The following is a 16,837-nucleotide window of genomic DNA, read 5'->3' on the forward strand; positions in this document are numbered from 1 at the left end:
CACCTACTCGTGCGGAGGCATTGGGCGGCTGTTTACTGTGGGGGCACAGCCAGAAGCATGAACCCAAAGGTCTCAGTCATGTTGATACTCGTCTGTATACAGATGTGGGCAGGGCGGTTGCGGTGAACACCGCAACCGTGCAGTGGCCCTATACCGGTCCTGCCGCAGTGGTGGGGCAGATAGCCTCGCAGCTGCGCGGCCCCCAACCGGGCCCGACGGCACCGGGGGCCGCGGGGGTGCTGCTCACCGGCCCCTCCGGCGTCGGCAAGACGTACCTCGCCAACGCGGCCCTGAAGCAATTGCGCACAGACGTGCTGGTGCTGGGGCTGCGGGTCAGCCCCGCACTGGCGGGCCAGGAGTACGGGGCACTGACGGTGCTGCTGAGCGAACTGGAACCCCAGAGCCTGGAACACCCCGTCCATGTCCTGTCGGGCCTGATGGGGCTCCTGGCGGAGCGGGCCCAGGGCCGGGACATCTGCCTGTACATCGACAACGCCGGCGAGCTGGATGAGCTGTCCGCTGCGGTCCTGGTCCAGTTGGCCCGTGCGGGCACCGCCCGGCTGCTGGCGACCTGCACCGACGTCGCCCATCTGCCCCGGGACCTGGCCGATCTTGCCAAGGACGCCCTGCTGCACGAAATCGCCGTCGCACCCCTGGGTTTCACCGAGGCCGTCGCCTGGATGCAGGAGGGGCTCGGCGGGCGGATTTCGCGCCAGGCCGGACGGATCCTCTGGACCGCCAGCGGCGGAAACCCGCTCTTCCTGCGGACGCTGGCCAACGCGCTCCGGGAGGCGGATGCGCTCATCCAGCGCGATGGCGTCTGGGTCCTCGCCGAGGAGAATGTGCGCAACAGCGCGCTCGCGGTGGACCTGTTCGCCACCACCCTGGGCCGCCTGGACACCGCCCAGCGCCGCATCGTGGAGATGGTGGCGCTCGCCGGAACCCTGCCGCTGGCCACGCTGCTGTCCGTGGCAGCTGCCGAGGACGTTGACGCCCTGGAGGATGCGGGGCTGCTGAGCATGGACGGCGGCGGACGGGTGCGGATGCACAGCTTCCTGTTGGCCGCGGCCGTCCGCGCCCACGTTCCCGAGGGCCGCAGCGACGAGTTGCGCCGGCAGGTGCTTGCAGCGGGCCGGACGCCGGAGAACGTCCTTGGCCGCCAGAGCGGCACGGACCCGGCCAGCGTGGACGTCCTGTGCGCACGGTGGACGCTGGAATGCGGGGCCGAGCTGGCGCCGGAGATTGCCCTGGCCGCCGCCCACCGGGCCAACGACCATCTGAATGCCCGGCTGGCGCTGCGGCTGCTGGATGCCTCGCCCACAAACCCGGCCCCCGCCGTCATGCTGGTGGAGCGGGTCCGTGCGCTGTCCACGCTGGGTGATTTCAGCACGGCCCTGGCCCTGCTCCGCGGTGCCGGCACGGCCCGCCGCCCCGAGCCGAGCCTGGCCGAGTGGGTGGGGGTGGTGCTTGCGGAGAGTGCGGTGCTGCTGGCCACTAGGAGCGGATGGCCGGCGGTGCGGACCAACCTGGAAAAGGTCCGCGCCGAGCTCTACCCATCCAAGGACGATCCTTCGGTGGTTCCGCAGGGCTCCGATGCCGCTCCGCTGCGGGAGGCGCTGCTGCTGGCCGAGGCCGGAGCCGCCGCCTGGATGGGGGAGCCCGGAGCAGACGTGGTGGAGAGGCTGCGGGACGCCTTTGCCGACACCGCTGCGCACCGGCCCCGGTTCCGGCTCGAGGCGGGCAGCTACCTGTGCCAGTTCCTGGCCGAGCGGGGATCGGCCGTGGAGGCTGCGGCACTGGCCGATTCGCTCACCGCCCGCTACACCGCCCCCCAGGTGCCCGTCGAGCTGGTGCTGGCGGCGCACGGGAGGATCTTCTACGTCTACCTGCTGGCGGGCCGCTGGGATGCGGCCGATGCCCTGGCCCGCCGGGATGATGAGTCCCTGGACACCGCCTCGCTGTTCGACCTCTACAACTCCAGCGAACTGGCCCAGGCCGTGCTGGTGGCCATGCGGGGGTGGGGGCACGAGGCCCTGGCACTGCTGGTCCCCGCCATCGGCCAGCTGCAGCTGCAGGACTACGGCGGGGCGCTGGGGCTGGCCTACGGCGCCGCAGCGCATGCCAGCGCCATGGCGGGCCGGGTGCAGGAGGCACAGGTCCACTACGCGGCGCGGGCCCGGTACATGGAGTCCGCCGGGTCCGCCGCCGCCCCGTGGATGGTGGAGCGCCTTGGCACCTATTTTGCCCTGCTGGCCCAGGGCCGGGTGGCGGACACCGACGACGCCGCGGCCCAGCTTGTCGAGCTGGCCGCCCAGGACACCGCGGCCGGCCGGAACAGCTGCGCGGTGATTTCGCTGTCTTTGGCCGTCCGGCTGGGCCATGCGGCATCGGCCCCGGCCCTGCTGGCTGCGGCCCGGGAGTACGACGGCGCCTATGCCCAGGCCTGCGCCCTCTATGCCCAGGGAACCATCGACCAGGACCCGGCCGTGCTGGCCGAGGCGGCTGCGCTCGCCGCCCAGGTGGGCGACGATGGCTTTGCCATCGACGCGGGGACCGCCGCCCTTGAGCTTGCCGCCGGCCGGCTGGACAAGGGCCGGGTGCGCCGGTTCAAGACGCTGGTGGAAACCAGCCGCCGCCGGACCGGCGCCGTGAACCCCTCGATGGCCGCGATGCAGCCGCTGACGCGCCGGGAGGCCCAGATCGGTGCGCTGGCTGCCGGCGGCACCGCCAACAAGGACATTGCCCGGGCCCTGCACATCTCCGTGCGGACCGTCGAGGGCCACCTGTACCAAATTTTTTCCAAATTGCGCATTGCCGACCGCTCGGAGTTGTCCTTCGCGCTCGGCCTGGCAGGGAGGCCCAGCAATGAGTGAAACCACCGCCATCGACACCGGCGTCGAGGCACGGAACGAGGACGAGGCGCTGGTCGAGGCACTGCGTGGTGCACCGCCGGTGCCGCTGGTTGGCCGGGAGGAGGCCGCCGCTGCGGTGCTTGCCACCCTGCTGGACCCCGACAGCCATGGTGCACTGGTGCTCGGCGAGGCCGGCCTGGGCAAGACGGCCCTGGCCCGGGAGGTGGTGGCCCAGGCGGGGGGCCGGATCCGGCCATTCCACGTCTACGCCTCGCCGGTGCTCGCCTCCGTCCCGTACGGCGCCCTCGCACCGCTGCTGACCTCGCTCACCCCTGGCATGACGGGGGCGCCGACGGCGGTGGTGCGCGCCCTGATGGCCACGCTGCGCGGCACCGGGGATGCCGGCGGCCCGGCGGTGGTGGTCATCGACGACGCCCAGCATCTGGATGACAGCAGTGCCATGGCCATTGCGGCGGTGGCGGCCGCAGGTGCGGCCAAGACCATCTTTTTGTGCCGGCCGTTCCCGGCCCCGCCGTCGGAGCTTGTCCAGATGTCGGCCGATGGCCTTCTGGAGCGGGTGGTCCTGGAACCCTTGGCCCCGGCATCGGCCGAGCACCTGTGCCGGCTGCTCCTTGGCGGCGCGGTGATGCCCAGCACCGCCGCCGTGCTGGGCCGGGCGGCGGGCGGAAATCCGCTCTACCTCCGCGAACTCATCGAACAGGCCCGCACCACCGGCGCCCTGCTGCAGCGCAACGAGTTGTGGCTGCTGGTGGCCGAGCCCACGGGATACACCCCGCGCCTGATGGAGCTGGTCCGCAACCAGATCATGGCCCTGACCCCCCTGCAGCGCGAAGCCTTGGAAACCATCGCCCTGGCCGAATCCATCGAGCTCTCGGTGCTGCAGCGCACTGCCTCCAGCACCGCCGTCGACGAGTTGGAGGAGGCACAGCTGGTGCGCGTGGACTCGGATGCCGAGCGGACGGTGCGCATCCTGCAGCCCCTGGTGGGCGAGGTCATCCGCGCCCTGGTCCCCACGGCGCGGAGCCTGTCCATCCGCCGGCAGATCATCGCGAATCTGCACAGCCGCCCGGCCACCACCGGCGCCCTGCTCCGCTACGTCCAGTGGGCGCTTGAATGGGGTGTCCAGGTGCCCGATGAGGACATCCTCGCCGCCGCCGGCGTCGCCAACCGGCTGTTTCTGCCGGACTTCGTCGAAGCGGCGACCCAGGCCATCAGCGACCCGGCGCTCCGCGGGGCCGCCAGGGTGGAATTGGCGCGGGCGCTGCTGTGCCGCGGCGATGACAGGTCTGCCCTGGGCGCCCTGTCCCTGATCGTGGAGGAGGACCAGCACGCCGACGTCGTCCGATCCGCCGCGCTGCTGCGCGGCCAGCTGGCCGTGCGGTCCGGGGCGGGCGCGAACGGCGTTGCCCAGGTGGTCCAGGACTGGACGGCCGCCATCGCCAGGCTGCAGGCAGCCGGGGCGATGGACGGCGCGCAGGCGGCCCGCCACGAGGTGGGCGCACGGCTGCTGGCCATCCAAGGCGAACATGCCCAGGGGCGCTACCTGGCGACAGAAGACGAGCTGCACTCCCTGTGGGCGCAGGCCCACGACAATCCGGCCAACCGGGTGATGGCCGGCGCCCTGCTCGGGGAGGTGCTGGCCGTCACCGGACGGCCCCTCTCCGCCGTGCAAGTGCTCAATGATGCCCGTGAGCTCTTCGATGCCGATCCGGAGGGGTTGTCCGAGAGCAGCGAGTACCTGCTGCGGCGCTATCTGCTGGCGCTGTTGAATGCCGGCGAATTTGAGGTGCGGGCAGCGTTTCTGGCGGACTTCATCGACGGCCAGCGGGCCTCGCTGCTCTACTATGGCGGTGCCTTCCACCTTGCCCAGGGGCTCGGCGAGCTGGTGCAGGGCGGTGTCGCCTCCGCGCTGGGAATGCTCTCGGCCGCCGTGGAGGGGCTGCGCGAGTCGGACCCCGGCAATGATCTGCCGATGGCCCTGGCCGCCGCAGCGTATGCGGCGTCGGCGCTGGGCCGGGGCGAAACGGCAGCCAACTATGTGCAGGCCTTCCACGCCTGCTGCCCGGCGCGGGGGATGCTGACCTCCCTGTTGTCGCGTGCCTATGCCTCCGCGGCCCGGGCTTCCCTCCCCGGTGGCGGCGGCGAAGGCGCCAAATTGCTGGAGCTGGCCGCGGAGGCCTCCGGCCTCGGCGCCCTCGGGGTCGAGATGGAGATCCTGACCCTGGCCATCCATGCCGGGAAGCCGGCGGCGGCCGCCCGGTTGGCCGAGGCCGCGGCGCTGAGCGAGGGCCGCGCCGCCGAGTTCTCCCTGGATTTCGGCACGGCGCTCGTCCGCCGCGATGCCGCAGCACTGGTCAAGCTCAGCGAGGTGGCCGCAAGCCAGGGGCGGGACCTGCCGGCCGCCCAGTGCGCCGCTGCGGCGGTGGCCATCCTGGAACGGCGTGGGGACAGGGGCCGGATCCACGACGCCGCAAGGGCGCTCAAACGCCGCAACGCAGCCCTGGGGCATCTCGGTGCGGCATCCACCGGAAACGATGGCCCCGCGGCCGCCAAGCTGACCCGCCGCGAGGCGGAGATCGCCCGGATGGTCCACGACGGCGCCAGCAACCGGGACATCGCCGTCGAACTTTCACTGTCGCTGCGCACCGTGGAGGGGCACCTCTACAGGATGTTCGCCAAGCTGGGCATCGCCCACCGCGACGAGCTCGCCAAGGCAGCCTACGACCCCTGGCAGGCCTAGCCCCCACTTCCAAAAGCGGCCCGGGACGCAGTTCCCCTTCCATGACGCAATAGGAGACGCGTCCTGGGAGGGGAACCCTGTCCCTGATGCAAGTGTTCGACGTCGGTGGGGGAGCCGGCTGCGGTGTGCGCAGCATGCCCGGACGGTGTGGCTGCTTCCCACCCGCGTCAGGCCCCACCTCACTCCGCGTCACGCCCCATCCGCGTCATGCACCACCCCACGCCGCCGGCCGAATGCAGCCGGGGACGCAGTTCCCCTTCCATGACGCAATAGGAGACGCGTCTTGGGCGGGGAACCGTGTCCCGGATGCAAGTGTTCGACGGCGGTGGGGGAGCTGGCTGCGATGTGCGCAAGATACCCGGACAGTGTGGCTGCTTCCACCCCGCGTCATGCACCACCCCACGCCGCCGGCCAAATGCGGTCCGGGACGCAGTTCCCCTTCGAGGACGCAATAGGAGACGCGTCTTGGGCGGGGAACCGTGTCCCGGATGCAAGTGTTCGACGGCGGTGGGGGAGCTGGCTGCGGTATGCGCAAGATACCCGGACAGTGTGGCTGCTTCCACGCCGAGTCATGCCCCACCCCACGCCGCGTCACGCCCCATCCGCGTCATGCACCACCCCACGCCGCCGGCCGAATGCAGCCGGGGACGCAGTTCCCCTTCCATGACGCAATAGCAGACGCGTCCTGGGCGGGGAACCCTGTCCCGGATGCAAGTGTTCGACGGCGGTGGGGGAGCCGTGCCGCGCGCGCGTCGCAGGCCGAATGCGGCCGGGGACGCAGTTCCCCTTCCATGACGCAATAGCAGACGCGTCATGGGCGGGGAACCGTGTCCCGGATGCGAATGTTCGACGGCGGTGGGGGAGCCGGCTGCGATGTGCGCAGGATGCCGGGACGTGTGGCTGCTTCCACGCCGAGTCATGCCCCGCCCCATCCGCGTCATGCACCACCCCACGCCGCCGGCCGAATGCGGTCCGGGGACGCAGTTCCCCTTCAAGGACGCAATAGGAGACGCGTCCTGGGAGGGGAACCGTGTCCCCGATGCACCGCTGCACCTCAAACACAGCCCGCCGTACTCGCCCCCGGCCCGCCGCGGTGCGAACAAGTAGCCATGCGAGTGGTGGGCGGGTATCCACCGGGTAGTGCACTCGATCCCCGTGGGAACCTGGCACAAAGACGGGTAGAAACCACTCGCGCTTCGCCGCTGGCAGATTCCTAGGCTGTGATTGTCGGTCGAGAACGGCCGACAGTGGTTGAAGTTAGGTCTCTCTCAAATGTTATTGCGAGCTGGCTCAAAGCTCATAGATTCACTGGACCGCCACCCGGCGGCAGGTTCCGCGCCTTCGGTGCGGGCCCCCTTAAACGAGCCGGCGGCTGCGCTTTACGGACCTTCTGAGACCGAGGTTCCACAGCGTCGCCGCCGGTTCTTTGGCGTTTGGCACGCATCACGTACTGGGAGGTCAAGGAACAATGTCACCAAATACTAGGGTCAGGGCACGCAAGGGCGGCCACCTGCCAGCCACCACAAGCCACGGCAGCGAACAGCTGGTCTGGACCGAGGAAGAGGACCTGCCCCAGGCGGTCCGCTCCACCGGCACCGGATTCAGCTTCGATGTTGCCATCGTCGGGTTGGGGTATGTAGGACTGCCCACCGCGCTGGCCGTCAATGCTTCAGGGCGCAAGGTGGTGGGCCTGGATGTCTCCGAGGCCCGGCTGGCCACCATCCGCTCGCAGCAGGCGGATCTGCTGGGCTCGGACCGGGCCAGGCTGGCAACGGCACTGGAAAGCCCGGACTTTGTCATCAGCACCGATCTGTCGCTGCTGGCCAAGGCCGCCGCCGTCATTGTCTGCGTACCCACGCCCGTTGACTCGTATCTGGTGCCTGATCTGAGCATCCTGCGCTCTGCCTGCGCGGCCGTCGTGGAGTTTGCGGTGCCGGGCCAGCTGTTGATGCTGACCTCCACCACCTACGTGGGCACCACACGCGACATGCTGGCACTGCCGTTGGAGGCCCGCGGCCTGGTGGCCGGCAAGGATGTCTTCGTGGCCTTCTCCCCGGAGCGCATCAACCCCGGTGTCGACGCGTTCTCCCACGAGGACGTGCCGCGCGTGGTGGGTGGCGTCACGGAGGCCTGCGGCCGCGCCGCCGAGGCACTGCTGCAGGCCAGCACCAAGCTGGTCCACGTGGTGCCCAGCGCCGACGCCGCTGAGATGACCAAGCTGGTGGAAAACACCTTCCGGGCCGTCAACATCGCGCTGGCGAACGAGTTTGCCGACATCTGCCAGGCCATGCACATCGAGGTCATGGATGTCATCAACGCGGCGGCCACCAAGCCGTACGGGTTCATGCCGTTCACCCCCGGCCCCGGCGTTGGCGGGCACTGCATCCCCTGCGATCCGCACTACCTGTTGTGGCAGCTGCGCAAGGCCCGTCTGGCCACTCCCGTGATCGAGAGTGCCATGGCCGGCATTGCCGCCCGTCCGCACCAGGTGGTGGAGCGGGCCCGGCGGATCCTGTCGGACCGCGACCACGGCATCAGTGCCGCCCGGGTGCTGATCGTCGGCGTGGCCTACAAGCCCGACGTCGAAGACCTGCGGGAATCGCCGGCGCTGGAGATCATCGAGGCGCTGCGTGCCGAGGACGCCCAGGTGGCGTACTACGACAACTGGTGCCCGACGGCGCCGGACGGCAGCGGTGGGAGGCTCTCCTCCCTGGAGGACCCGGCGGCGTGGAAGCCGGACCTGGCCATCGTGCACACTCGGCACACCGGCGTCGACCTCTCTTTCCTGGATGACGTCCCTGTTGTTCTGGACACCACGTACAAGCTGCCCAACGCAGCGAACCTGATCCGGCTCTAGAAGCCACCACTGAGGAGGAGAGAACCATGAAAACCGCAATCACTGGTGGAGCCGGATTCATCGGCAGCCACCTGGTAGAACACCTGCTGGCGGGAGGGGACGAGGTTGCGGTGTTGGACAACCTCTCCACCGGCCGGATCGAGAACCTGGCACCCGTGCTCAAGCACCCGCGGTTCAGCTTTGCCGAGGGCAGCATCCTTGACCGGCGGGCCGTCGACAGCCTCGTCCGCGGCGCGGACCGGGTGTTCCACCTGGCCGCAGCCGTGGGCGTGAATCTGATCGTGGAGCACCCGCTGGAGAGCCTGCGCACCAACATCCACGGCACCGAAGTGGTGCTGGATTCGGTGCTCGACGCCGGGGCCAGCCTGCTGCTGGCCTCCACCAGCGAGGTGTACGGCAAGAATGCCTCGGACAGCCTGAACGAGGAGTCGGACAGGATCCTGGGCTCGCCGCTGAAGTCCCGGTGGACCTACGCGGCGGCCAAGGGCATCGATGAGGCGTTCGCGCACTCGTACTGGCGGGAGTTCGGCCTGCATGTGGCCATCGTCCGCCTGTTCAACACCGTCGGTCCGCGCCAGCGCGGGCGGTACGGCATGGTGGTTCCCCGCTTGATCCGCCAGGCGCTGGCGGGGGAGCCCGTCACCGTCTACGGCGATGGCCTGCAGACCCGCTGCTTCTCCTATGTCGGGGACATCGTGCCGGCCATTACGCGGATCTCCGCGGACACGGCCGCCTACGGCAACGCCTACAACCTCGGCGGCAGCCACGAGATCTCCATCCTCACGCTGGCCCAGCGGATCATCGAACTGCTGGAAAGCCCCAGCACCATCACCCTGGTGCCGTACGAGGAAGCCTATGCCGAGGGCTACGAGGACATGCGCCGGAGGGTTCCGGACAACACCAAGTCCAAGGCCCTGGTGGGGTTCGATCCGAAGACCACCATCGATGAGATCATCCTCAATGTTGCGGCGGAGTTCCGGCTGGGCGGCGCGCCACGCACCCGCGGCGCACGGACTGCCGTCGCGGCGGGCTAGGCTTCACAACATGGTCTCGCGCAAGAACCCGCTTCGTCGGGTGCACCTGGCGGCCGCTTCGGCGGCCGCCGTGGTGTTGGTGCTCACTGGATGCATCCCCGGGCCGACGCCCGGTCCATCCCCGAGCGCATCCGGTGGCAAGTATCCATGGCACACCGGCATTGTGGCCACCACGTTTTGGGTGGGGGAGATTTTCGATCCCAACGCGGCGGATGGCTCCCAGGTCTACTCCACCTATGACTCCGATTGGGAGGGCAGCTACGGGGGGTGCGACGGCGTGATGGCGCCGGACTGCCAGACCGAGGCGCGCACGGCCGCCAACGGTTTCAAACCCACAGCCATGACGCCCAAGGAGAACCCGTTCTACCTGGACCTGCCGTACGACGACGTCAATGACGCCAAGGCGTTCGCCGAGCGCGCCTCGGTGATCCCGTGGGCGGGGGACACCGGCTTTGCCGGGCAGGAGAAGAGCCGCACCTTCAGCTACATGAAGAACCGCTGGGTGAAGGTGAAGATGGGGGACTCGGTCTGCTACGGCCAGATCGAGGACGCCGGGCCCGGCCAGTACCACGACAAGGCCTATGTGTTCGGCAGCGATGACGCCCGGCCGGTCAACAAGAACTTCAACTCCGCCGGCATGGACGTCTCGCCGGCCATGAACGGGTGCCTGGGGTTCAGCGAATTGGACGGCGAGAGCGACAAGGTCGACTGGCAGTTTGTGGACTTTGCCGACGTTCCGGACGGCCCGTGGAAGGACCTGGTGACCACCAGCGGGGTGCGGCTGTAGACGCAGCCAGCAACCGGCCGGTTCCGGCTACCGCATGCTCCCCTTGAAGGAGGGGTCCGCGGCGCCGGGGCCGGCCATTCCCGTGCCCAGCGTGGTGACAAAGGCGCCGGCCGGCGCCGTCGTGCCCGAACAGATGTGGCTGGCCCCGTTGCCCGTCCCGGCCGCGGCCGACGGCGTGCCCGCCGGGCAGGGACGGTCGCGGTTCAGCGACCAGAAGGACATCCGCCCCACACCGCGCTCGACGGCGAAATCGTGCAGCGCCTGGGCGGCGTCCAGGGTGAAGACATCGGTGGAGATTTCGTTTTCGCCCGCCATCGGCGTCAGCCCGATCATGGCCCAGACCGTCTGGGAATCCAGGCTCTTGCCGGCGCGCTGGTAGATGATGCTCAGCTGGGAATGCGCCGCCGTGGCGGCCGCCAGGGAGGCGTCGGCCATGCTCTGTCCGGCACTGCGGCTGGCGCCATAGTTCATGGTCATCAGGTTCACCCCCGACAGGTCCACGCCGGCCTTGATCATGGCCTCCACGGTGGTGGTCCCCTCATCGGTGAGGCCGCGGGGGGAAACGGGCAGCGTCAGCCACACCCCCAGCGGTTTGCCGGACAGGGCCCGCTCGCGCTGGAGGGCTGCCACCGCCTGGGCCCGCCGCGTGGCGGCGGTGAGGTCCACCAGGTTGCCGGCCTCGACGTCGAAGTCCACCATCTTCAATGCGTAGCGCTCCACCACCTGGCGGTAGGCGCCCAGCAGGGAGCCGGGATCGGTGCACACGGTGGCGAGCTCGTCATTGACGGCGCCGCCGAAGGACACCGAGGCGTCGCCGCCATGGCTGCGCAGTTCCTTGACCCGTGCGTCCAGGCCCAGCTGCGCGGCGGCGTCGTCCAGGCTGTATTCGGCGCCCCACCGGGGTGTGCAGGGATCGGCGGGGGTGGCGACGACAAAGGCCAGCACCACATTGCGCTCCAGATCGCCGGCGGGGGTGTTGAAATCGTAGCCCGGCTGCACCGTCACATCGACGTACCCGCCGAACCAGGGGCCGGCCCGCACGGCGGCCTGGAGGCTGCTGATCCACAGGGCGCTGCCGGCCGCGATGACGGCCAGCGCCAGTACGACGGCGGTGGCCACCTTGCGCTGTCGCCGGCCGCGTTCCCTGTCGGGGCCCGGGAGTGGACCGTTGCGCAGCGTTCTGCGCGTTTTCGCCGCGGTCGCGAAGCGTTCACGCTGGACACCCACTGCGCCCACCCCCTCTGCATCGCATTGTTGCGTCCCGCCGTAGCGGCCCATGTGTACCGCATTGTATGCCCGGAGCGGGGCAGTCCATAGGGACGCGCCCGGGCGGGCCCAAGTGTTCCCCGCAGCCATGCGAGTAGCCCACTGCGTAGTCGCAAGTGGTGGATCCCCGCCACGGCCCCGGCATTGGCCAAAGACGGGTAGGCCCTACTCGTGCCCGCGGATGGAGGCGGTCCCTAGGCTGTGGTTATCAGTCGGTGGCAGGTCCGCCGGGGGAGAAATCGGGTCTCGTAATGATTACTCAGCGTTGGTGCAGTACTGGAGCTGCTGACGCTGCAAAGTTTGCCCGGGCCGGAAGGTTCGAGGCGTTTGGACGGGGACCGGTGACGAATAAGCCTTTGAGACCAAGGCTTTCCCCCAGTCGTCACCGGTCCCTTGCAATTGCGGCCCCAGGCCGCAGCCGCGGGAGGGCCGATGCGGAGCGGTCACGGACATGGACCATGAAACCGTGAGGGGGATCCCCGTATGTTCGGTCATCGCACACCGTCCCGCGCAGAGCGCGGAGAATCCACAGGGAACGGCCGCGACCCGGGTGACCTCTTCCACGGCGGCCCGCACCGCAGCCAGGTGCTGCGCACCCGGCGTCGGGCGGCGGGCTGGTTCTCGGTGGCGGCCCTAGTGGTGGCCGGTGCCTCGCTGATGCCGCCCCTTGGTCCGGCCGCCCTCGCGGAGGCCCAATCGGCGGGCATCCGTCCGCAGGCCACGAAGGTGCCGCTGCCCGGAACGCCGCTCACCAGCGTCAGCCTCACCTTTGATGAGGGCAGCAATGACCAGCTGGCGGCAGCGGCGATTCTGGACAAGTACGGGTTCAAGGGCACCTTCTTCATCAACAGCGGCTTCGTGGGACAACCCGGCCATATGACACGGCCGGATCTGCAGAAGCTGGCGGACGATGGCCACGAGATTGGCGGACACACCTTTTCGCTGGCCGATCTGGCCTCGATGGATCCGGCGGAAGCCACCCGGCAGGTGTGCAATGACAGAACCAATCTGACCGAATGGGGTTTCAAGGCCACGTCGTTCTCCTATGCCTTCCCCACTGTGACGCCCGAGGTGCAGGCCATCGTTTCCGGCTGCGGCTACAACAGCGCCCGGGGCATGGGGACGCTGGCCACCAGCGTGGACTGCCCCGGCTGCGCCGCCGTCGAGCCCGTCAATCCCGTTGATCCCTTCAACACCCGGGCCACCTCCGAGGTGGGCGCCCGCTGGAGCGTGGAGGATCTCAAGCACTCGGTGGAGGCTGGGGCGGCGGCCGGCGGCGGGTGGGTCCAGCTGGTGTTCCATGGCGTCGCCGACGACGGTGATCCCCGGTCCGTCAGCTCCGAGGTCTTTGAGGACTTTGCCCGCTGGCTGGCCGAGCAGACGCTGGAGGGTGCAACGTTTGTCCGCACCGTGCACGAGGTGGTGGGCGGCGTGGCCAAGCCCGCCGTCCCGGGGCCGGTGCCGGTGCCAGCCCCCGCGGGTGTGAATGCGCTGGCCAATCCGGGCATGGAAACGCCCGGCGCCTGGGGCCTGCCGCAGTGCTGGCAGATGTCCGCCTACGGAACCAATGCGCCGAACTTCTCCACCTCCGCCGAGGGCCGCAACGGCGGCGCCGCGGCGCAGCTGGACGTGACAGGCTACGCCTCAGGAGATGCGAAGGTGCTGCCGACGCTGGACCTTGGCGCCTGCAGCCCGAAGGCGCTGCCGGGGCACAGCTACGATCTGGGCGCCTGGTACACCTCCACCCAGGCCACGCAATTCGAGCTCTACTACCGCAATTCCCTGGGCGCGTGGACCTATTGGACCGCCAGCCCCTGGTATGCCCCGGCGGCGGACTACACCGAGGCGCGCTGGCACACGCCGCCGGTGCCCGCCGACGCCGTCGCCATCAGCTTTGGCCTGAACCTGTTCGCGGACGGCCGTCTCCTTACGGATGACTTTTTCATGACGGACGCAGGCGTCGCGCCCTAGGGCGCTCCGGGAACCCCTCCCACCGGCACCACCCGAACCCCCTTACGGAAGCGAGTTGTCATCATGAACAGAACGGAAGTGAACGGCCCCCCTGGGCGCCGTTTCGGCAAGGTCCTGTTAGCTGCGGCAACGGCCATCGCCACGGCGGTGCTTTCCGTGGGGGCGGCCGTGCTGGTGGCCGCCCCGGCCCAGGCGGCCCTGCCCACGGTGGTCAGTTTGACGTTCGACGACGGCAACGCGGACCAGCTCACGGCCGCCAACACCATGAATCTGCTGGGCATGAAGGGGACGTTCTTTATCCCTTCCGGCTTCATCAACGCTCCGGGCTACTTGACCCAGGCCGATCTGACAACCCTGAAGAACGCCGGCCACGAGATCGGCGGCCACACGGTGACCCACCCTGATCTGACCACGCTGCCGGCCGATGAGGCCACGCGCCAGATCTGCAATGACAGGGTCAACCTCGCCAACTGGGGTTTCACGACCACCAGCTTTGCCTACCCCTTTGCCGCAGAGAATCCCGCCGTGCAGGCACTGGTGGCCAGCTGCGGCTACAACAGTGCCCGTGGTTTGGGGGACATCTCGACCAAGTTCGGCTGCAACGGCTGCCCCTTTGCCGAGACCATCCCGCCGGCCAACCCCATGGTCACCCAGGCCCCCGATGAGGTGGAGAGCACCTGGACGCTGGCGGACCTGCAAGGCATCGTAACCAAGGCCGAATCCGTGGGCGGATGGGTGCAGTTCACCTTCCACCACATTTCCGCCACCAGCACCGATCCGCTGAACATCAAGCCGGCGCTCTTCCTGCAGTTCGCCACCTGGCTGAAGCTTCGCCCGCTGACCACCTCCATCAAGACCGTCCAACAGGTCATTGGAGGAGCGGCCAAACCGCTGGTCTCCGGGCCTCCGGTGCCACCCCAGGGAACGGGCAATCTGGTCAAGAACCCCGGGCTTGAGACCCTGGCCGGGACCGTGCCGCAGTGCTGGCAGGCCGGCGGCTACGGCACCAACACCGCGGCGTTCACCACCGTGACACCCGGCCACAGCGGCACCCGGGCCGAGAAGCTGGTGGTCAGCGGCTACGCCAATGGCGACGCAAAACTGCTGCCATCGCTGGATCTGGGCGGCTGTTCACCCACGGCAACGGTGGGGCATTCCTATCAATTGAGTGCCTGGTACACCTCAACGGCCAACACGCAGTTTGTGCTGTACTACCGCACAGGCCTGGGCTCCTGGGCCTACTGGACCTCCAGCCCATGGTTCCCGGCGTCCACCACCTACCAAAAGGCGATGTGGACCACCCCGGCCCTGCCCGCCGGTGCATCAGGCGTGAGCTTCGGGCTGAACCTCTTCAGCAACGGCACGCTCGTCACTGACGACTACGAGATGTACGACGCCGCATCCATCCCGGTTCCGCCGCCGCCGGCCCCGGGAACCAACCTGGTGCAGAACGCCGGTCTGGAGACCCCCTCGGGCGCCACGCCGCAATGCTGGCAGGGCGCGGGCTTTGGCACCAACACCGCCGCCTTCAGCACCGTGACCGGGGCCGAGGCGCACAGCGGAACCGCAGCGGAGAAGCTGGCGATCACGGCCTACACCAATGGGGACGCGAAGCTGCTGTCCACGCTGGACAGCGGAGCCTGCTCCCCGGCGGCCATTGCCGGAAACACTTATTCGTTGCGGGCCTGGTACAAGTCGACGGCGGTGACGCAGTTTGCCGTCTACTACAGGGACTCCGGTGGGGTCTGGCAGCTCTGGACCTACGGCCCCTGGCTCGCCGCCTCGCCCACCTACACCCAAGCCAGCTTTACCACCACCGCACTGCCTGCCGGAGCCACGGCCATCAGTTTTGGGCTGAGCCTCTTCAACGTCGGCACGCTGACGACCGATGACTATGCAATGTACAACACTGTGGGGGCGCCGCCGCTATGACAATCTTTTACCTGGTCTTGGTGCTTGGTTTAAGCACCGTATTTTGGTCTCTCGTGGGATTGCTTCGTTTGTCCACCGAACTGGGGGTTCGGGGCTACGAGGCAGTAGAAAGGTTCAAGGTCCGCCACGCCGGCACCTTGAACCCGTTCAGGACCCTGGGGGACTACCTGCCCACACCATTGGAGAACATGCCCCAGGAGGTGCCGGAAACCCGCCGGCACCGGTCCCGGGGGACCCGTGTCAAGCCATGGTCGGTGGCGGTGTTGATTGCCGCACACAACGAGGCCCTGGTCATCACCGAGACCATCAGGACCGTGGCCGTGCTGGTGCCGCTGCACAACATCCACGTCATCTCGGACAAATCCACGGACCAGACGGCGGAGATCGCCCGGGCCGCCGGTGTGCGGGTGCTGGACCTGGAGAACAACCGCGGCAAGGCCGGGGCCCTGGCCGCGGGGATCGAGCACTTCGACCTCTGCCACCGGTTCAAGGTGGTGATGCTGCTCGACGCCGATACGCGCCCCGCGGCGGACTATTTGAAGACGGGGCTGCCGCTCTTTGACGATCCGACGGTGGTGGCCGTGGCGGGCCGGGCGAAGTCCATCATGACGCCGGCGGCACCGACCTGGCTGGGCCGGTTCCTGGTCTTCTACCGGGAGCGCCTGTACATCGTGGTGCAGCTGCTGCTCAAGTACGGCCAGGCCGCCCGGGGTGCCAATGTAGTCAACATCGTTCCCGGTTTTGCCAGCATGTACCGCAGCAGCGCCCTGGAAAAGATCAATGTCCTGGCGCCCGGGCTGGTGATCGAGGACTTCAACATGACGTTCGAGATCCATGCCAAGAAGCTCGGCCGGATTGCCTTCCACCCCCAGGCGGCCATTGCCTACACCCAGGACCCGGACAATCTTCGCGACTACACGCGCCAGGTCCAGCGGTGGATTCTGGGCTTCTGGCAGACGGTGCGCCGGCACAAGAAGCAGTGGAGCAGGTTCTGGCTGGTGTTGACCATCTACATCATTGAGCTGGTGGCCAGCTGCGTCTTCTTCATCCTGCTGGTGCCGGTCTTTGCGCTCTCGCTCACGGCGTCCCTGATGCTGGCGGCAGGGGAGCACTCGGACCTGCTGGTGTTTGTGGCAGGGGTTCTGCGGCCGCAGGACGTGCTGATCGGAGTGTTCATCCCGGATCTGGTGCTGACCCTGCTGGCCGTCGTGTCGCTGCGCAAGCCGGGGCTGCTGCTGTACGCACCGTTGTTCCCGTTCATGCGGATTGTCGATGCCGTGCTGTGCATGCGGGCCTTGTCGGAGGCGTTCTCGGCGTCGTCGTCCGGGGCCTGGACCAGCCCGGCCCGGCGGATCCAGCGCAGCACCGTCTAACCGC

Annotated in this window: 9 protein-coding genes; 8 read left to right on the forward strand and 1 reads right to left on the reverse strand. The window is 68.7% G+C overall.

The features are described 5' to 3' along the window. The first annotated feature begins 122 nt into the window (after window positions 1–122). From K254_RS0101135 to K254_RS0101155, 5 genes are all read left to right on the forward strand, one after another. Window positions 123–2,873 (forward strand): helix-turn-helix transcriptional regulator, encoded by a 2,751-nt coding sequence (locus K254_RS0101135; RefSeq protein ID WP_155848411.1) that lies wholly within the window; start codon window positions 123–125, stop codon window positions 2,871–2,873. Then, complete coding sequence (locus K254_RS0101140) at window positions 2,866–5,613, forward strand: helix-turn-helix domain-containing protein (protein WP_035748839.1); 2,748 nt, start codon at window positions 2,866–2,868, stop codon at window positions 5,611–5,613. Before K254_RS0101135 ends, K254_RS0101140 begins: the two co-directional genes overlap by 8 nt. Window positions 5,614–7,081: 1,468 nt before the next feature. Beyond that, complete coding sequence (locus tag K254_RS0101145) at window positions 7,082–8,470, forward strand: nucleotide sugar dehydrogenase (protein ID WP_026553842.1); 1,389 nt, start codon at window positions 7,082–7,084, stop codon at window positions 8,468–8,470. Window positions 8,471–8,496: 26 nt separating this feature from the next. Next, on the forward strand, window positions 8,497–9,504 hold the full coding sequence (locus K254_RS21105) for a dTDP-glucose 4,6-dehydratase (protein ID WP_035748840.1): 1,008 nt from the start codon (window positions 8,497–8,499) through the stop codon (window positions 9,502–9,504). Between the two features lie 10 nt (window positions 9,505–9,514). Then, a complete protein-coding gene (locus K254_RS0101155) occupies window positions 9,515–10,291 on the forward strand; it encodes a hypothetical protein (RefSeq protein WP_051388636.1) in 777 nt (258 codons plus the stop codon). Window positions 10,292–10,318: 27 nt separating this feature from the next. Here the strand turns inward: K254_RS0101155 and K254_RS21110 are convergent, their stop codons facing one another. Further along, complete coding sequence (locus K254_RS21110) at window positions 10,319–11,527, reverse strand: chitinase (protein WP_155848412.1); 1,209 nt, start codon at window positions 11,525–11,527, stop codon at window positions 10,319–10,321. Between the two features lie 513 nt (window positions 11,528–12,040). Here K254_RS21110 and K254_RS21115 point away from each other — a divergent pair. The 3 genes from K254_RS21115 (at window position 12,041) to K254_RS0101175 (ending at window position 16,833) form a co-directional block, all read left to right on the forward strand. Further along, the gene (locus K254_RS21115; protein ID WP_081709802.1) at window positions 12,041–13,528 is read left to right on the forward strand and encodes a polysaccharide deacetylase family protein; all 1,488 of its coding nucleotides are present in this window, start codon (window positions 12,041–12,043) and stop codon (window positions 13,526–13,528) included. Between the two features lie 78 nt (window positions 13,529–13,606). Beyond that, window positions 13,607–15,460 carry a polysaccharide deacetylase family protein gene (locus tag K254_RS21120; RefSeq protein ID WP_231391715.1) on the forward strand — a complete coding sequence of 618 codons (1,854 nt, stop codon included), beginning with the start codon at window positions 13,607–13,609 and terminating at the stop codon, window positions 15,458–15,460. Between the two features lie 68 nt (window positions 15,461–15,528). Beyond that, window positions 15,529–16,833 (forward strand): glycosyltransferase family 2 protein, encoded by a 1,305-nt coding sequence (locus K254_RS0101175; protein ID WP_231391716.1) that lies wholly within the window; start codon window positions 15,529–15,531, stop codon window positions 16,831–16,833. Window positions 16,834–16,837: the final 4 nt, after the last annotated feature.

Origin of the sequence: Arthrobacter sp. 35W, assembly GCF_000482545.1 — a bacterium.
Classification (GTDB): Bacteria; Actinomycetota; Actinomycetes; order Actinomycetales; family Micrococcaceae; genus Specibacter.